The 19,721-nt window shown below is 70.2% G+C and carries 20 protein-coding genes and 1 pseudogene; 6 read left to right on the top strand and 15 right to left on the bottom strand.

The window, feature by feature from the left end; translation table 11 throughout:
• A complete protein-coding gene (locus tag J7E91_RS16090) occupies nucleotides 1-957 on the bottom strand; it encodes a DUF6528 family protein (RefSeq protein ID WP_214904376.1) in 957 nt (318 codons plus the stop codon).
• 269 nt (nucleotides 958-1,226) lie between these two features.
• Here J7E91_RS16090 and J7E91_RS16085 point away from each other — a divergent pair, with 269 nt between their 5' ends.
• Together J7E91_RS16085 and J7E91_RS16080 are read left to right on the top strand one after the other, a co-directional pair.
• Nucleotides 1,227-2,426 carry a S8 family peptidase gene (locus tag J7E91_RS16085; protein WP_214904373.1) on the top strand — a complete coding sequence of 400 codons (1,200 nt, stop codon included), beginning with the start codon at nucleotides 1,227-1,229 and terminating at the stop codon, nucleotides 2,424-2,426.
• A 77-nt stretch (nucleotides 2,427-2,503) separates the two neighbouring features.
• The gene (locus J7E91_RS16080) at nucleotides 2,504-3,073 is read left to right on the top strand and encodes a DUF1697 domain-containing protein (RefSeq protein WP_214904370.1); all 570 of its coding nucleotides are present in this window, start codon (nucleotides 2,504-2,506) and stop codon (nucleotides 3,071-3,073) included.
• 277 nt (nucleotides 3,074-3,350) lie between these two features.
• On the opposite strand, the gene J7E91_RS16075 is transcribed toward J7E91_RS16080, so the two are convergent.
• The 12 genes from J7E91_RS16075 to J7E91_RS16025 all read right to left on the bottom strand — a co-directional run bounded on the left by J7E91_RS16075 (nucleotide 3,351) and on the right by J7E91_RS16025 (nucleotide 13,554).
• Nucleotides 3,351-4,112, bottom strand: coding sequence for a sirohydrochlorin chelatase (locus tag J7E91_RS16075; RefSeq protein WP_214904367.1), 762 nt, complete (start codon nucleotides 4,110-4,112; stop codon nucleotides 3,351-3,353).
• Nucleotides 4,113-4,117: 5 nt separating this feature from the next.
• Complete coding sequence (locus tag J7E91_RS16070; protein WP_214904364.1) at nucleotides 4,118-5,023, bottom strand: ABC transporter permease; 906 nt, start codon at nucleotides 5,021-5,023, stop codon at nucleotides 4,118-4,120.
• Nucleotides 5,010-5,813: an ABC transporter ATP-binding protein gene (locus J7E91_RS16065; RefSeq protein WP_374224723.1), complete on the bottom strand. Its 804-nt coding sequence runs from the start codon at nucleotides 5,811-5,813 to the stop codon at nucleotides 5,010-5,012. Before J7E91_RS16065 ends, J7E91_RS16070 begins: the two co-directional genes overlap by 14 nt.
• Nucleotides 5,814-5,847: 34 nt before the next feature.
• Nucleotides 5,848-6,960 carry an aliphatic sulfonate ABC transporter substrate-binding protein gene (locus J7E91_RS16060; RefSeq protein ID WP_214904360.1) on the bottom strand — a complete coding sequence of 371 codons (1,113 nt, stop codon included), beginning with the start codon at nucleotides 6,958-6,960 and terminating at the stop codon, nucleotides 5,848-5,850.
• A 220-nt stretch (nucleotides 6,961-7,180) separates the two neighbouring features.
• Nucleotides 7,181-8,518, bottom strand: a complete 1,338-nt coding sequence (locus J7E91_RS16055) for a sulfate adenylyltransferase subunit 1 (protein WP_214904358.1) — start codon at nucleotides 8,516-8,518, stop codon at nucleotides 7,181-7,183.
• 2 nt (nucleotides 8,519-8,520) lie between these two features.
• Nucleotides 8,521-9,459, bottom strand: a complete 939-nt coding sequence (cysD, locus tag J7E91_RS16050) for a sulfate adenylyltransferase subunit CysD (RefSeq protein ID WP_214904356.1) — start codon at nucleotides 9,457-9,459, stop codon at nucleotides 8,521-8,523.
• Nucleotides 9,459-10,022, bottom strand: a complete 564-nt coding sequence (cysC, locus tag J7E91_RS16045; protein ID WP_374224722.1) for an adenylyl-sulfate kinase — start codon at nucleotides 10,020-10,022, stop codon at nucleotides 9,459-9,461. The genes cysD and cysC overlap by 1 nt, the downstream gene beginning before the upstream one ends.
• Nucleotides 10,022-10,717 (bottom strand): phosphoadenylyl-sulfate reductase, encoded by a 696-nt coding sequence (locus tag J7E91_RS16040; protein ID WP_214904352.1) that lies wholly within the window; start codon nucleotides 10,715-10,717, stop codon nucleotides 10,022-10,024. The genes cysC and J7E91_RS16040 overlap by 1 nt, the downstream gene beginning before the upstream one ends.
• Nucleotides 10,714-10,893, bottom strand: a complete 180-nt coding sequence (locus tag J7E91_RS16035; RefSeq protein ID WP_214904349.1) for a hypothetical protein — start codon at nucleotides 10,891-10,893, stop codon at nucleotides 10,714-10,716. Before J7E91_RS16035 ends, J7E91_RS16040 begins: the two co-directional genes overlap by 4 nt.
• On the bottom strand, nucleotides 10,890-12,587 hold the full coding sequence (locus J7E91_RS16030; protein WP_214904346.1) for a nitrite/sulfite reductase: 1,698 nt from the start codon (nucleotides 12,585-12,587) through the stop codon (nucleotides 10,890-10,892). The genes J7E91_RS16035 and J7E91_RS16030 overlap by 4 nt, the downstream gene beginning before the upstream one ends.
• A 191-nt stretch (nucleotides 12,588-12,778) precedes the next feature.
• Nucleotides 12,779-12,862 carry a putative leader peptide gene (locus J7E91_RS37325; protein ID WP_355714235.1) on the bottom strand — a complete coding sequence of 28 codons (84 nt, stop codon included), beginning with the start codon at nucleotides 12,860-12,862 and terminating at the stop codon, nucleotides 12,779-12,781.
• Between the two features lie 122 nt (nucleotides 12,863-12,984).
• Entirely contained in the window at nucleotides 12,985-13,554 is a 570-nt protein-coding gene (locus J7E91_RS16025) for a GNAT family N-acetyltransferase (RefSeq protein WP_214904344.1), read from the bottom strand.
• A gap of 104 nt (nucleotides 13,555-13,658) precedes the next feature.
• Between J7E91_RS16025 and J7E91_RS36005 the strand changes: the two genes are divergently transcribed.
• Both J7E91_RS36005 and J7E91_RS36000 read left to right on the top strand, forming a co-directional pair.
• Complete coding sequence (locus J7E91_RS36005; RefSeq protein WP_251015746.1) at nucleotides 13,659-14,186, top strand: hypothetical protein; 528 nt, start codon at nucleotides 13,659-13,661, stop codon at nucleotides 14,184-14,186.
• Nucleotides 14,183-14,737, top strand: a complete 555-nt coding sequence (locus J7E91_RS36000; RefSeq protein WP_251015745.1) for a M4 family metallopeptidase — start codon at nucleotides 14,183-14,185, stop codon at nucleotides 14,735-14,737. The genes J7E91_RS36005 and J7E91_RS36000 overlap by 4 nt, the downstream gene beginning before the upstream one ends.
• Nucleotides 14,738-14,886: 149 nt before the next feature.
• Here the strand turns inward: J7E91_RS36000 and J7E91_RS16015 are convergent, their stop codons facing one another.
• Nucleotides 14,887-16,257 (bottom strand): GAF domain-containing protein, encoded by a 1,371-nt coding sequence (locus J7E91_RS16015; RefSeq protein ID WP_214904341.1) that lies wholly within the window; start codon nucleotides 16,255-16,257, stop codon nucleotides 14,887-14,889.
• Nucleotides 16,258-16,570: 313 nt separating this feature from the next.
• Entirely contained in the window at nucleotides 16,571-18,205 is a 1,635-nt protein-coding gene (locus J7E91_RS16010; protein ID WP_214904338.1) for an acyl-CoA dehydrogenase family protein, read from the bottom strand.
• A 17-nt stretch (nucleotides 18,206-18,222) separates the two neighbouring features.
• Here J7E91_RS16010 and J7E91_RS16005 point away from each other — a divergent pair, with 17 nt between their 5' ends.
• The gene (locus tag J7E91_RS16005) at nucleotides 18,223-19,404 is read left to right on the top strand and encodes a YihY/virulence factor BrkB family protein (RefSeq protein ID WP_214904335.1); all 1,182 of its coding nucleotides are present in this window, start codon (nucleotides 18,223-18,225) and stop codon (nucleotides 19,402-19,404) included.
• Between the two features lie 83 nt (nucleotides 19,405-19,487).
• Nucleotides 19,488-19,721: pseudogene (locus J7E91_RS16000) on the top strand (AraC family transcriptional regulator); the annotation flags it as partial.

The raw sequence follows: 19,721 nt of genomic DNA, 5'->3' as shown, positions 1-19,721 counted from the left end.
TCAGTGGAAGCGGGTCGTCACGATCCGCGCCTTGTAGATCTGGGCGCCCGCCCGCTTCTTGGTGGCCCCGCCGGAGAAATGCACGGTGGGGCCGCCGTAGGGCGCGTCCCCCGGCGTCGGATCGAGCGTCCACATCGCCTCGCCCGAAGGATGGCGGACGTACGACTTGACGTAGTCCGCCCCCGAGAACGACGTCGCCCTGCGGGTCAGCTTGTCCACCGAGTAGACATGGTGGCTGTCGGTCACGGTGAGCTTGCCGGGGTTCGCGTAGTCGGGCTGGATGTCGTGCCCGTTCCCCGAGATGGCGATGTCGGCTCCCGCCTTCCGCAGCCGCACATTCCGCATCGTGCCGTCGACCTTGTACGTGCGGATCACCTTGCCGCCCGTCACCCACAGCAGCTTGTTCTCGTCGTCCCACAGGACGGCGTGCGGCTTCGGCATGTTGGTGATCGTCTGTACGAGCTTGAGCGAGCCCAGACTGCTGCTGCTCACGCCGTACACATGCAGCCGGTCGCGGGTCCCCGCCACCACCACCGCGCCCGCGTGCGGCACCCGCTCGACGGAGTGCGGGTAGCTGGCGACGCTCACCTCCCACAGGAGGTCGGCCCGGGTGAGCCGGCTGCCGTTCCCCGTCACCCGGACGATGCCCGCCCGGCCGTTGCCGGGCACCCCGGCGGTCATCAGCGCGATCATTCCGTACCGCCGCGTCTCGCGGAAACGGATCTCGAACGGGTCGTTCCAGCCGGACGCGCCGCCGGGATCGAAGCTCCACTTGAGATTCGCGTCGGTCCAGCTCTGGTTGCGCTCGAAGACCAGGAACCGGTTGGTCTTCTGGTCGGTGAGCGCCACCCGGTAGTCGGCCGGAGCCGCGCTCGCGGCCGGCGCGCCGAGCAGACCGGCGGCCGGAATCGCCACCGCGCCCGCCGCCGCGCCACGTAACAGCGTCCGCCTGTCCATGCGTTGTCCTCCCCCTGGAAACCAGAAACCGATGTCACCGGACATACAACTGGATGCCCGGGCGTGCCGGAAGGTTCCACGGTGTCGGGCTCCTGCCCGACTTGGCAGGCGCTGCCCCTTTTCTTATTACGAAAGCTTGTTGACTAAGTAACAGGCACATGTAGGTCTTGATCTGAGCGTGTCAATCCGTCAGGGTTTCGAGGCAGCCCCCGGAGATCTTCCGGTCCGGAGGCAAATCCCCCCACATTTTGACGAGGAGACCCCTCTTCATGGCAATGCACAAGCGTTCCAGCCGGCTGAAGCTCACCGCGGCGATAACCGCCGTGGCGGCAGCGGCAGGCGTGACCGTACTCAACTCCTCCTTCGCGGGAGCGGCTCCCGTTGCCCAGGGGCATGTGTACGGAACCGACGCCAAGGGCGCGGTCGCAGGCAGCTACATCGTGATGCTGGACGAGAAGACCGACAAGCAGGACCTGGCCAAGGAGTACGGCGGCAAGCTGCAGCGCAACTACAGCTCCGCCATCAACGGCTTCTCCGCCAGCGGTCTTTCGGAGACCGAGGCCAAGCGCCTCGCCGCCGACCCGTCCGTCGCCAAGGTCGTCCAGAACAAGAAGTTCACCATCAGCGCGACGCAGGACAACCCGCCGTCCTGGGGCATCGACCGCATCGACCAGGCCAACACCGCCGGCGACAGCAAGTACACGTACCCGGACAGCGCGGGCGAGGGCGTCACGGCGTACGTCATCGACACCGGAGTCCGCATCTCGCACAAGGACTTCGAGGGCCGCGCCACCCACGGCTTCGACGCCGTGGACAACGACAACTCCGCCGACGACGGCAACGGCCACGGCACGCACGTCGCCGGAACCATCGCGGGCGCCGCGCACGGTGTCGCGAAGAAGGCGAAGATCGTCGCGGTCCGTGTCCTGGACGACCAGGGCGCGGGCACCACCGAGGGCGTCGTCGCCGGCATCGACTGGGTCACCAAGAACCACCAGGGCCCGTCCGTCGCCAACATGAGCCTCGGCGGCGGCGCCGACGAGGCCCTCGACGAGGCGGTACGCAAGTCCATCGCCTCCGGTGTCACCTACGGCGTAGCGGCGGGCAACGAGTCGAGCGACGCCGGCCAGGGCTCGCCGTCCCGCGTGAAGGAGGCCATCACGGTCGCCTCCAGCACCAAGGACGACGCGCAGTCCGACTTCTCCAACTTCGGCTCGGTCGTGGACATCTACGCGCCGGGCTCGGACATCACCTCGTCCTGGAACGACAGCGACACCGGCACGAAGACCATCTCCGGTACGTCCATGGCGACCCCCCACGTCGTGGGCGCCGCCGCGGTCTACCTGGCGGGCCACAAGGACGCCACCCCTGAGGCCGTCGCGACGGCGCTGACCGGGGGCGCCACCCTCGACAAGATCAGCAACCCGAGCACCGGCACGGCGAACAAGTTGCTGAAGGTCGTCGAGTAAGGACTCGGCCCAGCACCGAACGGGCGGTCGCCGTGCCCCTCCCCCACGGGGTGCGGCGGCCGCCTATCGTTTGGCGCATGACCACGACGTACGCCGCCCTGCTGCGCGGAATCAATGTGAGCGGGCACAGACGAGTGCCCATGGCGGAACTCAGGGTGCTGCTGGCCGAACTGGGCCACCGGGATGTCCGTACGTACCTCCAGAGCGGCAACGCCGTCTTCACCACCGACGCCGGCCCCGACGCCTCCGACGAGGACGCGCTCGCCGCGGCCCTTGAGCAGGCCATCGAAACCCGCTTCGGTTTCGCCGTCGACTGCCTGGTCCGCAGCGGCGCCTACCTGAAAGCCGTCGCGGACGCCTGCCCCTTCCCTGCCGCCGAGCTGGCGGGCAAGCAGCTCCATGTCACGTACTTCTCGCAGCCGCTCACCCCAGACCGGTTCGCTTCCGTCGACCCGGCGGCGTACCTCCCCGAGGAGTTCCGCCTCGGTGACCGCGCCCTCTACCTCTACACACCGGACGGCCTCGGCCGCTCCAAGCTCGCCGAGGTGCTCGCGAGACCTGCCCTCCTCAAGGGGATCACCGGCACCACCCGCAACTGGAACACGGTCGTGAAGCTCGTGGAGATGACCCACCGGAGCACGCCGTAGTACGCAGCTAAGGGGAAGCCACGACGACGACCGCGACGTCACACCGAAGGCCCCGTGACCCGCTCCGCCCGTGCCGTCCACCGGCCGTCCGTACGGGCGATCCGCACCGGGTGGTCGAAGCACTTGCTGACCTTTTCCGTCGTCAGTACGCGGGTCGCTGGGGGTGGCGGAACTGACGGCGCTGGCGGACGCGGGCCAGACCAGACGGCACGGGTGGACGCGGGCCAGGCCACTTTCCCCGGCCCGGGCAAGACCCGCGGGGTCCGAAAGCACACGCCTACGCGCTGACCGCCGCCAGCCGCACCGGCACCCGTGCCTCGTCGTAGCGCGTCAGCAGCAGCCGGGCCACCTCCGGGGACGCGCCCAGGACGTCACCCACCACCTCCGCGCCGGATTCACGCGCCCCGCGCGCGATCCGGTCCGGCAGGAAGCCGGGGGCTATGACGTACGGGGCGACGGCCACACGCCGTACCTCTGGCGCAGCCCGCAGCAGCCGGACCGCGTCCTGCGTACGAGGAAGAGATGCGGAGGCGAACGCAGGCCGCACGGCGCACCAACCGGTGGACCGCAGCTCCCGCGCGATTTCAGCGATCACTGCGATCGCCTCCGGGTCGGTGGAGCCCGCCGAGGCCAGGACGACCCCGGTCGAGCCTTTGTCGCCGGGGGTGAGCCCGGCTTCGTACAGCCGCCGCTCCAGCGCGGTGAGCAGGAGCGGCGACGGGCCGAGCACCTCCGCCTGGTGAATCCGCAACCGCGGCAGCCGCGCCGACGCCTCGTGGAGTACGGCGGGGATGTCGGCCTTCGCGTGAAAGGCGCGGGTCAGGAGGAGCGGCAGGGCCACCACGTCCCGCACGCCCTCCGCCGCGAGGCCTTCCAGCACCTGCGGAACAGCCGGGGCGTTGAAGTCCAGGAACGCGGTCTCCACGCGCAGCCCGGGCCGCAGCGACCGTACCCGCGCCACGAGGGAGTGCACGGTCGCGGCGTGCCGCGGGTCGCGGCTGCCGTGGGCTATGACGAGGAGAACCGGGCGACGGAACATGGTGATCAGCCCTTGGTCAGCAGGCCACGGCTGCGCAGCACGCGGCGCTCCAGCGGGGAGAAGAACAGCAGGTCGATACCGATGCCGACGATCAGAATCAGGATGATGGTGGCCAGCACACCCGACATGTCGCTGTAGGTGCGGAAGTTCTCCATCAACTGCCCCAGACCCGTGCCGAGGTCCGGCGAGTTGGCGATCAGCTCGGCGGCCATCAGCGAGCGCCACGAGAAGGCCCACCCCTGCTTCAGCCCCGCCAGGTAGCCGGGCAGCGCGGCGGGCAGCAGCACGTGCCGGATGCCGTTGACGCCGGTGGCCCCGATGGTGCGGCCGGCTCGCAGGTACAGCGGCGGGATCTGGTCGACACCGGCGACGAGACCGTTGGCGATCGACGGTACGGCGCCCAGCAGCACCACCGCGTAGATCGTCGCGTCGGTCAGCCCGAACCAGATGATCGCGGCGGGCACCCAGGCCACCGAAGGCAGCGACTGGAGTCCGGACAGGATCGGCCCGATCGCCGCCCGCACCACTTTCACCCGGGCCACGAGCAGACCGAGCGGCGTACCGATGGCGACCGAGACGGCGAAGCCGAGGGCGCCGCGCGAGATGCTGGTCCAGATGTAGCCGAGCAGGGTCCCTTCGAGCCACATCTGCTCGATGGAGTGCCAGACGTCGACCGGGCCGGGCAGGACGTAGTCCGGCTTGAGGTCCGAGGCCGCGGCGAGGTGCCACAGGGTGATGACCAGGGTGATGGCCACCAGCGGCGGCACCACCTTGGACAGCAGGATCCGGCCGAGGCCGACCCGCTCGGTGGAGTGAGTGGTCTCCAGTGCGTCCAGGCCGGCCTCAAGACCGGCGAGGTCGTTCTTCGGACGCGGGTCCCTCGTATCAGTGCTGGTATCAGTGCTGGCCATGTCGGCGGATCTCCCCCCGCAGCTGTTCAGTGATCTCTACGGACAGTTCGGCGACCGCGGAATCCTCGATCCGGCGCGGCTGCGGGATGCCGACCTTCCATTCGCGCGCGATGCGTCCCGGACGGGACGACAGCAGCACCACGCGCTCGGCGAGGCGGACGGCCTCGCGGACGTTGTGGGTGACGAAGAGGACCGACACGCTGGTCTCGGACCAGATCCGCGTCAGTTCCTCGTGCAGTACGTCGCGGGTGATGGCGTCCAGCGCCGCGAACGGCTCGTCCATCAGCAGGAGCTTGCTGTCCTGGGCCAGGGCACGCGCCAGCGCGACGCGCTGCCGCATACCGCCCGACAGCTCGTGCACCCGCTTCCCGTACGCCCCGCCGAGCCGCACCAGCTGAAGCAGCCGCTCGGCCTCGCCGCGACGCTCCGCCTTGGCCATGCCCCGCATCTTCAGGGCGAGTTCGATGTTCTTGCCCGCGGTGAGCCACGGGAAGAGCGCGTGCTCCTGGAACATCAGGGCGGGCCGCCCGCCGGGCACGTCGATCGTGCCCGCGGACGGCCGGTCGAGCCCCGCGACCAGGTTGAGCAGCGTCGACTTGCCGCAGCCGGAAGCCCCCAGCAGGGTCACGAACTCACCCGGCGCGACATCGATGCTGATGTCGTCCAGTACGAGCTGCTGCGCGCCGGGCCGGCCGAACGACTTCGACACGTGGTCGATCCGTGCGGCGTACTGCGCCGTGTCTACGGGCGCGGCGGCCTGCTTGACGAGTGCGGTGGCCATGAGCCTCACCTCCTGAGGGCGTTCCGGTTGCGGGAAGGGACGGTTACTTGGCGCCGAGTCCGGCGTCGTCGACGGCGGGCCGCTTCTCGGCCTTCAGCACCTTGTTGAGGAGCGTCAGGTCGTAGATGCCGTCGAGCAGCGGGTCTTTGAGGAGACCGGCCGCGACAGCGTGACCGGCCTCGTCCCGCAGCGTCGAAGCGAGCGGGTCGTCGGTCGTCTCGACGTTCTTGAAGGCCGGGTCGAGCACCTCGGCGGGCAGTTCCTTGCCGGAGTCCGCCTTCAGCTTCGCGTTGACGGCGGCCTTCGCCTCGTCGGGGTTGGCCTTGATCCAGGCGTTGCTCTTCACGGAGCCGCGCAGCACCGCCTCGACGACCTCCGGGTGCTCCTTGAGGAACGTCTGGGAGACGATCACGTTCGTGATGACGAACTTGCCGTCCTTCCACAGCTTCTTCTCGTCGAGCAGCACCTTGCCGCCGCCTGCGACCAGTTTGGACGCGGTCGGCTCCGGCACCCAGGCACCGTCCAGCGCGCCGGACTCGAAGGACGCCGGGATCTCCTTGTTGTCCTGGCGGACGACGCTGACGTCGCCCTTGCCGGTGTTGGCGTCGACCTTCAGGCCCTTGCCCGACAGGTAGTTCAGCAGCGCCACGTCCTGGGTGTTGCCGAGCTGCGGGGTCGCGATGCGCTTGCCCTTGAGGTCGTCCAGGGACTTGATCTTCTTCGGGTCGACGACGAGCGAGACGCCGCCGGAGGCCGAGCCGGAGATGATCCTGAGGTTCTGGCCCTCGGACTTGGTGAAGCCGTTGATGGCGGGGGAGGGGCCGATCCAGCCGATGTCGATGGCACCGGCGTTGAGGGCCTCGATCTCCGAGGGGCCGGCGTTGAAGGGCTGCGCCTTGACCTTGGTGCCGCCCAGTTCCTTCTGGAACAGGCCCTTCTGGAGGCCGACCAGTGCGGTGGCGTGCGTGACGTTCGCGAAGTACCCGATCCGCACCTCGTCGACGCCGCCGGTCTTCTGGCCCTTGGCGACGTGGACGGTCTGGTCGCCCTTCTCGGCCTGCGAGCCGTAACCGCAGGCGCCGAGCACGCCGGTCAGCAGCGGCAGCGCGGCGGCAGCGGCGAGGCTGCGGCGAAGGGTGGCACGGGGGGCATGCACGGGAGTGTTCCTCTCGGTGGCCCGGCGTCACACCTTTCGCGTGGAGCGCGGTGTGTCCGGGAAATCGGCAGGTCTTCGTCGGTACGGCGGCAGGGCGCGCAAGCGGTGCGCGTACGTCAGCGGGCACATCGCGCCACCCCGCCCGTGCCCGCGCCGACGGTACCGCTGCCGACGCGGCCGCCCTCCTTCGCGAACAGCCCGTACATGTCGACGGTCATGGTCAGAAGTCCCAGCCCTCGTCGTCCGCCACGGCCTTCACGGCCTCGGCGGCGAACGAGTCGCCCGCCATGCCCGCCGCCAGCGTCGTACCGTCCGCCGGGTCGATCAGCAGGAACGATCCGGTGCGGCGCGAGTCGCGGTACGCGTCGAGCGCGAGCGGCTCGGCGGTACGGACCTTCACCCGGCCGATGTCATTGGCCACCAGCTGACCCGGGTCCGGATGCTGAGACAGGTCGTCCAGCGTCAGCCGCGACGGGATCTCCTTGACGATCGCCTTGACCGTACGGGTGGTGTGCTTGAGCAGCACCCGCTGGCCCACGGTGAGCGGCTGGTCCGCCACGTGGCAGACGGTCGCCTCGACGTCCTGGGTGGTGCGCGGCGCGGAACCGCTCGGCGCGATCAGGTCACCGCGCGAGATGTCCAGGTCGTCGGCGAGCGTGACCGTCACCGACTGCGGCGCCCACGCGATGTCGACCGCCTCGCCCAGCGCGTCGATGCCGGTGATCGTCGACGTACGACCGGACGGAAGGACCGTCACGGCCTCGCCCACGCGCAGCGCGCCGGACGCGATCTGGCCGGCGTAACCCCGGTAGTCGGGGTACTCGGCGGTCTGCGGGCGGATCACGTACTGGACCGGGAAGCGGGCCTTGCAGCTCGCCAGGTCGTGGCTGACCGGGACGGTCTCCAGGTGCTCCAGCACCGTGGGGCCGCCGTACCAGCCCATGTTCGCCGAGGGCTCCACCACGTTGTCGCCGGCCAGCGCGGAGATCGGGATCGCGGTGATCTCGGGGACGCCGAGCGAGGCTGCGTACGCCGTGAACTCCTCGGCGATGGCGGCGAAGACGGGCTCGGCGTACTCGACGAGGTCCATCTTGTTGACCGCGAGCACCACGTGCGGGACACGCAGCAGGGCCGCGACGGCCGCGTGCCGGCGGGTCTGCTCGACGACACCGTTGCGGGCGTCGACGAGGACGACGGCCAGCTCGGCGGTGGACGCGCCCGTCACCATGTTCCGGGTGTACTGCACGTGCCCTGGGGTGTCCGCCAGGATGAACCGGCGGCGCGTGGTGGCGAAGTACCGGTACGCGACATCGATCGTGATGCCCTGCTCGCGCTCGGCGCGCAGACCGTCGGTCAGCAGCGCCAGGTCCGGCGCCTCCTGACCACGCTTGAGGGACGCCGCCTCGACGGCCTCCAGCTGGTCGGTGAGGATCGACTTGGAGTCGTGCAGAAGCCGCCCGACGAGGGTGGACTTGCCGTCGTCGACGGAACCGGCCGTCGCGAACCGCAGCAGGGTGGTGGCCGACAACTGCTCGGTCAGCCCAGTGGTGGTCGTCATGTTTAGAAGTACCCCTCGCGCTTGCGGTCTTCCATCGCGGCCTCGGACATCTTGTCGTCGGCGCGGGTCGCGCCCCGCTCGGTGAGCCGGGAGGCGGCGATCTCGGCGATCACGGCGTCGAGCGTGGTGGCGTCGGAGTCGACGGCGCCGGTGCAGGACATGTCGCCGACCGTGCGGTAGCGGATCAGCCGCGTCTCGACCTTCTCCGACTCCTTCGGGCCGCCCCACTCGCCCGCCGTCAGCCACATGCCGTTACGGGCGAAGACCTCGCGCTCGTGGGCGTAGTAGATGGCCGGCAGTTCGATCTTCTCGCGGGCGATGTACTGCCACACGTCCAGCTCGGTCCAGTTGGACAGCGGGAACACGCGCACGTGCTCGCCCGGCGCGTGGCGGCCGTTGTAGAGCTGCCACAGCTCGGGGCGCTGGCGGCGCGGGTCCCACGCGGAGAACTCGTCACGCAGCGAGAACACCCGCTCCTTGGCGCGCGCCTTCTCCTCGTCGCGCCGCCCGCCGCCGAACACCGCGTCGAAGCGGTGCTGCTGGATGGCCTCGGTCAGCGGCACGGTCTGGAGCGGGTTGCGGGTGCCGTCGGGCCGCTCGCGCAGCTTTCCGGCGTCGATGTACTCCTGTACGGACGCGACGTGCAGCCGCAGCCCGTGCTCGGCGACCGTGCGGTCGCGGTACTCCAGCACCTCCGGGAAGTTGTGCCCGGTGTCGACGTGCAGCAGCGTGAAGGGGACCGGCGCCGGCGCGAACGCCTTGAGCGCCAGGTGCAGCATGACGATCGAGTCCTTGCCACCGGAGAAGAGGATCACCGGCCGCTCGAACTCACCCGCCACCTCGCGGAAGATGTGGACGGCCTCGGACTCCAGGGCGTCCAGGTGGCTGAGCGCGTACGGGCTGTCCGTACCCTCGCTGACGGTTGCGGCGGTCGTCGTCATCAGGCCAGGCCCCTTTCGGTGAGCAGTGCGTGCAACGCGGCTGCGGACTCCTGCACGGTCTGCTGGTGCGACTCGATCCGCAGGTCGGGCGACTCCGGTGCCTCGTAGGGGTCATCGACCCCGGTGAGCCCGGAAATCTCGCCGGCCGCCTGCTTGGCGTACAGACCCTTCACATCGCGTACGGAGCACACGTCCACCGGCGTGGCGACGTGCACCTCCAGGTACGCGGTGCCCTCGCTCTGGTGGCGCCCCCGGACGGCCTCGCGGCTGTCGGCGTACGGCGCGATGACGGGGGCCAGGGCCAGCACGCCGTTACGGGCGAGCAGTTCGGCGACGTAACCGATCCGCTGGACGTTGGTGTGCCGGTCCTCGCGGCTGAAGCCGAGGCCCGCCGAGAGGAACTCGCGGATCTCGTCGCCGTCCAGCACCTGGACACGGCGGCCTTCGGCCTTCAGCCGTCCGGCCAGCTCGTAGGCGATGGTGGTCTTGCCGGCGCTCGGCAGACCCGTGAGCCAGATGGTGGCCCCAGTCACGTCTTTCTCCTGCTCCTGATCGTTTGTCATCAGCCGTGCAGCCCGCATTCCGTCTTGTTGCGTCCCGCCCAGCGGCCGGCGCGGGCGTCCTCGCCCTCCTCGACCCTGCGGGTGCAGGGGGCGCAGCCCACGGACGCGTAACCGTCCATCAGCAGCGGGTTGGTGAGGACGCCGTGCTCGGCGACGTACGCCTCCACGTCGTCCTGCGTCCAGCGGGCGATCGGCGAGATCTTGACCTTCTGCCGCTTCTCGTCCCAGCCGACGACCGGGGTGTTCGCCCGGGTCGGGGACTCGTCGCGGCGCAGACCGGTCGCCCAGGCGCTGTAACCCTTCAGCCCGTCTTCCAGCGGCTTGACCTTGCGCAGGGCGCAGCACAGGTCGGGGTCGCGGTCGTGCAGCTTCGGGCCGTACTCGGCGTCCTGCTCCTCGACGGACTGCCAGGGCAGGAGAGTGATGACGTTGACGTCCATGACGGCCTCGACGGCGTCCCGCGTCCCGATGGTCTCCGGGAAGTGGTAGCCGGTGTCGAGGAAGACGACGTCCACGCCGGGCTTGGCACGGGAGGCGAGGTGGGCGACGACGGCGTCCTCCATGGAGGAGGTCACGCAGAAGCGGTCACCGAAGGTGTCGGCGGCCCACTTGAGGATGTCGAGGGCGGAGGCCTCTTCGAGGTCCCGCCCGGCTTGTTCCGCCAGTGACTTGAGATCTTCCTGAACCATGGTCATATCTCGTCCCCTCCACCGTCGTTGCGCTGAAGCCCACGGGCGAGCAGCCCGAGGAACTTCAACTGGAAGGCGCGGTTGCATGCCGCGCATTCCCACGCGCCGTGACCGGTCTCGTTGGGCCGCAGGTCCTCGTCGCCGCAGTACGGGCAGTGGAACGGTGCCGCACGCTCGCTCATACCAGGTCTCCGTCGCTCGCCCGCGCCACCCAGGTCGCGAAGCGCTCGCCGGCTTCGCGCTGCTCCTGGAAGCGGAGCAGGACGCGCTCGACGTAGTCGGGCAGCTCGGCCGAGGTGACCTTCAGGCCACGCACCTTGCGGCCGAAACCGGCCTCAAGACCGAGCGCGCCGCCCAGGTGCACCTGGAAGCCCTCGACCTGGTTGCCGGCGTCGTCCAGGACCAGCTGGCCCTTGAGACCGATGTCCGCCACCTGGATACGGGCGCAGGCGTTCGGGCAACCGTTGATGTTGATGGTGATGGGCTCGTCGAACTCCGGGATGCGCCGCTCCAGCTCGTCGATGAGCGAGGCGCCGCGCGCCTTCGTCTCGACGATCGCCAGCTTGCAGAACTCGATGCCGGTGCAGGCCATCGTGCCGCGCCGGAAGGGCGACGGCGTGACCCGCAGGTCCAGCGCCTCAAGCCTGGCGACGAGAGACTCGACCTGGCCCTCCTCCACGTCGAGCACGATCATCTTCTGCTCGGCGGTGGTACGCAGCCGGCCCGAGCCGTGCGCGCCGGCCAGGTCGGCGATCTTCGTCAGCGTGGCGCCGTCCACGCGGCCGACGCGCGGGGCGAAGCCGACGTAGAAGCGGCCGTCCTTCTGCTTGTGCACGCCGAGGTGGTCGCGCCAGGTGCCGGTGGGCTGGGACGGCGCGGGGCCGTCGACGAGCTTGTACTTGAGGTACTCGTCCTCCAGGATCTGGCGGAACTTCTCCGGACCCCAGTCGGCGACGAGGAACTTCAGGCGGGCGCGGGTGCGCAGGCGGCGGTAGCCGTAGTCGCGGAAGATGCCGATGACGCCGCCGTAGACGTCCGGCACCTCGTCGAGCGGCACCCAGGCGCCGAGGCGGACACCGAGCTTGGGGTTGGTGGAGAGCCCGCCGCCGACCCAGAGGTCGAAGCCGGGGCCGTGCTCGGGGTGGTTGACGCCGACAAAGGCGATGTCGTTGATCTCATGAGCCACATCGAGCTGCGGAGACCCGGAAACGGCGGACTTGAACTTGCGGGGCAGGTTGGAGAAGTCCGGGTTGCCGATGAAGCGGCGCTGGATCTCGTCGATGGCGGGGGAGCCGTCGATGATCTCGTTCTCGGCGATACCGGCGACGGGAGAGCCGAGGATGACACGCGGCGTGTCACCACACGCCTCGGTCGTCGAAAGCCCGACCTCTTCGAGCCGCCGCCAGATCTCCGGTACGTCCTCGATCCGGATCCAGTGGTACTGGACGTTCTGCCGGTCGGTGAGGTCGGCCGTCCCGCGCGCGAACTCCTGCGAGATCTCACCGATGACGCGCAACTGCTCGGTGGTCAGCCGCCCGCCGTCGATGCGCACGCGCAGCATGAAGTACTCGTCGTCCAGCTCCTCCGGCTCCAGGATCGCGGTCTTGCCGCCGTCGATCCCGGGCTTGCGCTGGGTGTACAGACCCCACCAGCGCATGCGGCCACGGAGATCATTGGGGTCGATGGAGTCGAATCCCCTCTTGGAATAGATCGTCTCAATGCGTGTCCGCACATTGAGACCGTCGTCGTCCTTCTTGAACTGCTCATTGCCATTGAGGGGGGTGAAGTGACCTACGGCCCACTGACCCTCGCCACGGTGGCGTCCGGCCTTGCGGCGGGGCGTGACGGCAGCGGGCTTGTCCGGCGTGGCGGCCATGGTTGTTCGTCCTTCTCTGGCGGCTCAAGGAGGGGCGGATCGCGCCAGCCGCCCCCTGTGACCTGCGAAAAGTCGGTCGGACACGCCAGAGCGGAGTGCTCCGCCCGGTGGGCGGAGATCACGTGCGTATCGGGGTGGCCGGCTCGTCCGCGACGGCGGGGACGGCTAGTAACTGCGGCGGTGCTGTGCTGTCAGCCCACCAAACAGATGGCGCTGGACATGCGGCCGAGGTCGACGTGCCGCCGACTCACCAAGGCAACTCCAGCTGAAGACATGACGGAAGCGTGTCACGCGTATCTCCGGCCAGTCCACCACCGACCACAATGTGGACAACTCTGTCCCGAATCGCGAGACAGTGTGTCGCCGGTCACTCTTTGGCCACTCTCCGGGCGGTCGCTCAGGCGTGCGCTCCGGGCCACGGGCCGGGGCTCTCCACGTCCTCCTCCTCGGCCGTCTTCGTCTCGAAGAGCCGGAACCCGCGGCGCAGGTAGTTGTCCATGGCGTGCGGCCCGTCCTTGCTGCACGTGTGCAGCCACACCCGCTTCGTGCCGGGCCGCTCCGGCCACCGCTCGGCGAGGTCCCAGGCGCGCGCGACTCCGTAGGAGAGCAGATGCCCGCCGATCCGACGCCCCCGGAAGGCCGGGATCAGACCGAAGTACATGATCTCGACGACGCCTTCGTCCTGCGGGTCCAGTTCCACGTACCCGGCCGGAGTGCCGTTCTCGTACGCGACCCAGGTCTCGACACCGGGCCGGTTCAGGGCCGCCTGCCACTGCGCGTACGTGAGCCCGAGCCGGTCGGTCCACCCGATGTCACCGCCCACCGCCGTATAGAGGAAGCGGCTGAACTCCGGGGAGGGGATCTCCGCCCGCACGATCCGGATGTCCCCCGCGGGCTCGGCGGCCGGCCGCAGGTCGTCGGGGGAGGTCTGTTCCAGGGACCAGGTGGTCACGGTGACGGTGCTCATGCGGCAAGCGAACCATGTGCCCGGGCCCTGGCCAAAGCGGGGCGCGTACGGGATGATCACGCCGCGCCACGCCACCCCCCGCATCCCTTGGCAGAAGGATGTTCATGTCCCGTCGCACACACCGCGGCCTGCTTGCCGCGGCCACCCTCACCGCGGCTCTCGCCACCCTCGCCACCCTGACCGTCCCCGCCGGGGCCTCGGCCGCCGGTCCGCAGGCCCGCCTCTTCATGGTCAACCCGGTCCAGTCCTCGAACGACCAGTCGCTGACGGACGCGAAGGACTCCGCCGCAGCCGTCCCCTCCTCCGCCTACGCCACCGCCACGCTGCGCAACCTCGACGCGAGCGGCGGCCTGTCCGGCAGGTGGGCCTACGTGAGATCGGACACCGGCGCCTCGGCGGAGATCGCGGAAGCCGGTACGTACGACCGTCACGACGACCAGTTCGAGCAGGTCATGGCCTACTTCTGGGTCAACGAGTCGCAGGAGTACCTCCAGGGCCTCGGCTTCGGCAGCGAACTGCCGGGCGCGAACGACCGGGCGCAGCCGGTCCGTATCAACCAGTGGGGCTCCGACAACTCCTTCTTCACGGACAAGAAGGCGGAGATCCTTCCCCAAGCTCTCAGCTTCGTTTGAGCAGGGGAGGCCCCATTGGCAAGGGCGGTGTCGACGATGCCGAGGACGCCGAGGTGGTCATGCACGAGTACGGCCACGCTGTGCACCACGCGCAGGTGCCGGGCTTCGGTACGTCCGTGGAGGCCGGGTCGATAGGCGAGGCCTTCGGCGACTACCTCGCGGTCACGGTGGGCGCGCACGCGGCGGTGAAGTACGGCTGGCCGCTCAAGGCGGACGTGGCCTGCGTCGCGGACTGGGACGCGGTGTCCTACACCTCGACCACCCCGCACTGCCTGCGCCGTATCGACGGCGACAAGGTCTACGGCGACCGGGTCGGCCAGGTCCACGCGGACGGCCAGATCTGGTCCCGCGCGCTCTTCGACATCCGCTCGGAGCTGGGTGCGCGCACGGCGGACCGGATCATCGTGAACGCGCAGTTCGGCTTCGCGCCGGACACGAGCTTCACGGACGCGGCGCTGACTACGGTCGCGACGGCGCGGAAGATGTACGGCGCGGAGGTGGCGGCGGCGGTACGGGACGCGTTCCGGGCGCGCGAGATACCGGGGGTGTGAGGCCCTGGCACCGGGGGACGGCCCTGCGGGGCTGTCCCCGACCCGCTCCTTCCCTTCCCGGCCCCCGGACACGCCCGGAGGGTGTCCGAGGGCCGGGGAGGGGCGCGGTGGGGAACAAGCCCCGCGTACGCCGCGCCGCCGCGCAGCGCCTACTCCGGGTCCATCACCCGTCGCGCCGCTGTGATCGCCGGGGCTGTGGAGTGGGGGAGCAGGTCCGCCGGGTGGGGTGGGGGGACCACCTCCACCTCCACCTCGTCCACGAAGCGGTACGGACGGTGGGCCAGGACCTGGGCGAAGTGGCGCCGCAGCCGGGATATTTCGGCCCGTACCGTCACCGTCCGCGTCCGGTCGCCGAACAGATCCGCAGCCAGCTCGGCCGCGCTGCGCCCCTCCCGGTGCACACTCAGCACGTACAGCAGCTCCGCGTGCCGCGGACTGAGCTCGTGCGTCCAGCGCCCGGCCGCTCCCGAAACGGTCACCGAGGAACGCCGCCGGCTGCTCAGGTCCAGTACGACCCGGTTCACCGCGCCCTCGGCCACGTCCGGCCCGGCCGCCGCCTCCTCCACCCGCACCAGCCATCCGCCCGGCAGCGGCTCCACCGCGCACATCCCCAGCGAAGGCAGCCATCTTCGGCCCGCCCGGAACGACTTCGGCAACGGCAGCCGGTCGACCGGCGGCATCCCCGTCACGGCCGCGAGCCAGCCGTGCGAGTCGACTGCGAGCGCCCGGCCGCCCACCCGGCACAGGATGGGCGACGCCACCGACCGCAGCCGCTCGACGGACATGAGGTGCCGGTCGCGCAGTTCGGCCTCGGCGAGCCGGGCCACGGATTCCACGAGGGCGAGCGTGGCCGGGTGGAACGTGGAGTCGGCCCCGCTCACATCTATGACGCCGAGGAGCCGCCCGTCCCGCGGATCGTGCACGGGCGCGGCCGCGCACGTCCAGTCGTGGAGCGTACGGACGAAGTGCTCGGCGGAGTGCACCTGGACGGGTTTACGCAGTTCCAGCGCGGTGCCGATACCGTTCGTGCCCGTCGTGTCCTCACTCCAGGCCGCGCCCGCCTCCAGGCAGATGCCGTCGGCCTTGCGCATCACCCCGCGGTCGCCGTCGCGCCACAGCACGCGGCCCTCCTCGTCGGTCACGACCATGATCTGCTGCGACGCCTGCACGACCGAGATCAGCCCCTGGCTGAGCGAGGGAAGCAGCTCACCGAGCGCGGTGGAGCGGCGCCGGTGCTCCAGTTCGCCGGCCGGCAGGAGGTCGCTGGCGGTGCTCCGGTCCGGGTCGATCCCGATACGCATCACACGTTGCCAGGACGCGTCGATAACGGGACGCGGCGCGACGTGCGGCGTCTCGCCGGCGAGGGCGGCCGCCCGTACCCGGGCCAGCAGCCGGGTCGAATCGGCGCTGCGCCCGGTGGCCGGACGTGACAGGCGGAGGGGGTCGAGAGGCTGGATGTTCACTGGGCGTACCCCGTAACTCACGTGAGGATCACTGACTGTGAGGTGGTCACTCCTCATCGTGCACCGTCGTCGGCGCGCGCGCCTCGAGTCCGGACAACTTTGCAACGGTCTGCAACTCTCGTGCGCCGGGTCGCGTTTGTACGAAGGTGGAGACGTTCAGCCGGGGTGGTGCCGTGTCGGCGCAGCACCACCCCGGCGGCTCCCTTCTCCCGGCGGGTCGTTCCCCCGGCGACCCGCCGGGTCGGGCCGCGGAACGGGCCCGGCGGCCGGCCGGTGCTCAGGCTCTTGGCCTGACCGGCCGGACCCGATCAGGCCCGGTGTCAGGCCCGGGCCCCGCCCCGCCCCCCCGCGCCCCAGCCCTCGCCACGCATCACACCTCCACCCGCGCCCGCTCCACCACCGCCGCCAGGTCGAGGCTGTGCGGCAGCGTGCCGAACGCCGCGCCCCAGTCCCCGCCGAGCCGCGACGCGCAGAACGCGTCCGCGACCTCCGGCGGCGCCCACCGCACCAGCAGCGAGCCCTGCAGCACGAGCGCCATCCGCTCGACGACGCGCCGCGCCCGCCCCTCCATGCCGCCCAGGTCGGCGAGTTCGGTCAGCAGATCCTTGATCGCCCCGTCGAGGCGGTGGTCGGCGCCGCGCGCCTGCCCGATCTCGGTGAGGAAGGCGCCCAGCGCCTGCGGTTCGCGCTGGAGCGCCCGCAGGACATCCAGCGCCTGTACGTTCCCCGAGCCCTCCCAGATCGAGTTGAGCGGCGATTCGCGCAGCAGCCGCGGCATGCCCGACTCCTCGACGTACCCATTGCCGCCCAGGCACTCCAGCGCCTCCGCCGCGACCGGCGTACACCGCTTCGTCACCCAGTACTTGGCGGCGGGCACCGCGAGCCGCAGGAAGGCACGGTCCTGCTCGGTGTCGCTGTCGTACGCCGCCGCCAGCCGCATCGCGAGCGTCGTCGCCGCCTCGGACTCCAGCGCCAGGTCGGCCAGCACGTTGCGCATCAGCGGCTTGTCGATCAGCTTGCCGCCGAAGGCGCTGCGGTACGCCGCGTGGTGCGTGGCCTGGGCCACGGACTGGCGCATCAGCGCCGCCGAGCCGAGCACACAGTCGAGCCGGGTCGCGGCCACCATCTCGATGATGGTGCGCACCCCGCGCCCCTCCTCACCGACCAGCCGCGCCCACGTCCCGTCGAACTCGACCTCGCTCGACGCGTTGGACCTGTTGCCCAGCTTGTCCTTGAGGCGCTGGATCCGGAACACATTGCGCGTCCCGTCGCCCAGCACCCTCGGCACCAGGAAGCAGCTCAGCCCGCCCGGCGCCTGCGCCAGCACCAGGAAGCCGTCGGACATCGGCGCCGAGCAGAACCACTTGTGCCCGGTCAGCAGGTACTCGCCCGCCCCGGCCAGCGGCTCCGCCCGCGTCGTGTTGGCGCGTACGTCGCTGCCGCCCTGCTTCTCCGTCATGCCCATTCCGAAGAGCGCCCCGGCCTTGAGCGACGGCGTCGTCAGCCCCTCCTCGTACACATGAGAGGTGAGCCGCGGCTCCCACTCGGCGGCCAGCGCCGGGTCGGTGCGCAGCGCCGGCACCGCCGCGTGTGTCATGGACACCGGGCAGCCGTGCCCCGCTTCGGCCTGCGTCCACACCAGGAAGCCCGCCGCTCGCCGCACATGCCCGCCGGGCCGCCCCCAGGCGTCCGTGAGCCCCGCCGCGACGGCTCTGTCGAGCAGCCGGTGCCAGGCCGGATGGAACTCCACCTCGTCGATCCGATGGCCGTAGCGGTCGTGCGTCCGCAGTTTTGGTGGGTTTTCGTTGGCCTGCACCCCCCATTCCTGAGCCTGGAAGGACCCGGCGGTGCGGCCGAGGCCCGCCAGTTCTTCCCGTACCGCCTCGGCGAGTTCGGGCGCGATGTGCCGCTCCACACCCTCTGACAGGGCCCGGTCGGACGTGAAGACGTCGTACTCCACCAGGGGCGGAGCCTGATTGGTCACTGTGTGTGTGGTGGCTGCCATGCCGCTACGGTAAGGAGGTGCAGGCAGCAAAAGAAACACCCGAACGGCCCGAGGGCCGGCTTCACCGGGCGAGAGTCCTCTACCGCAACGTCTCCAAGCGCAAGTTGGTCTGGTTGCTCCTGAAGGACACCGTCAACTCGTGCATCGAGTACCGCATCCTCGGTCTCGCCGCCGAGGCGGCGTTCTTCACCCTGCTGTCCCTGCCGCCCCTCCTGCTCGGCATGATCGGTCTGCTCGGTTACGTCGACGCCTGGACCGACACCGACACCGTCGCGTCCATCGAGCGCAACATCCTCACCGCCGCGCAAACGGTCCTGTCCGACCGCGGTGTCAACGACTTCGCCAAACCGCTGATCGCCGACGTCACGCAGAGCGCCCGCCCCGACATCATCTCCATCGGCTTCGCCATCGCCCTCTGGTCGGGCTCGCGTGCGGTCAACGTCTTCATCGACACGATCACCGTCATGTACGGGCTCGACGGCCACCGCGGCATCGTGAAGACGCGGCTGCTCGCCTTCCTGCTGTACGTCATCGCACTGATCATCGGCGCGGTGGTGCTGCCGCTGATGGTGGTCGGTCCCGACCGGGTGGTGGACCTGGTGCCGTTCGGGACGGAGGTCGTCAGCGTCCTGTACTGGCCCGTGGTCATCGTGTTGTCGATCGTCTTCCTCACGACGCTCTACCACGTGTCCGTGCCCGTGCGTTCGCCGTGGGTGGAGGACGTGCCCGGGGCGCTGATGGCGCTCGCGATGTGTGTGCTCGGGAGCTTCCTGCTCCGGATCTACCTCACCAGCACGGTCGAGGGCCCGACGATCTACGGCTCCCTCGCGGCACCGATCGCGGTCCTGCTGTGGATCTGCATCTGCGCCTTCGCGGTCCTGGTCGGTGCGGCGGTCAACGCCGCGATCGACCGGGTCTGGCCCTCCGTCGCCACGGCCGCGGCCCGTGAGGCCAATGACCGGGTACGGACGGCCCAGGCGGCGGCGGTCATCGCCCGGGCGGAAGCGGCGCGTGCGGCGGCAGGGGACGGGGACGGGTACGCGGACGAATCCGACCCGGACATGCCGTCGGAGTTCCCGGAGCGGTGGTCGCGGTTCCTGCCGCCGGACGATGTGAAGTCCCGCCTGCACGCGAGCCGGGAGAAAGACCCGAAGGAGACGCTCCGGCAGGCCCGCGAGACCCGGGAATCACGCCCGTAGGCGTTGCCCTGCGGGGCTTTTCCCCACCCCGCCCCTTCCCGAACCGGGGGGGTGGGGAAGGGAGCGCTCCTACCCTGGGGACCATGTACGCCGAACGCGCATCCCGGCTCGACGGCGCCGTCGTCTGGACCCGCACCATGCCGCCCCCGGTACCCGGCCCCACCCGCCCCGCCCACCCCGTCCTCCCGGACGGCTGCATGGACCTGCTGTGGACCAACGGCAAGCTGTACGTCGCAGGACCCGACACCCACGCCCACCCGCCCGGCGAAACCCCCGCAGGCGCGAACGCCCCCCCCACGGGGGGGCGGTTCCCCCCC

The sequence above is a fragment of the Streptomyces sp. ISL-99 genome (assembly GCF_018614005.1).
In the GTDB taxonomy this organism is placed as follows: domain Bacteria; phylum Actinomycetota; class Actinomycetes; order Streptomycetales; family Streptomycetaceae; genus Streptomyces; species Streptomyces flavidovirens.
This window is presented reverse-complemented; position numbering and strand designations above follow the sequence as displayed.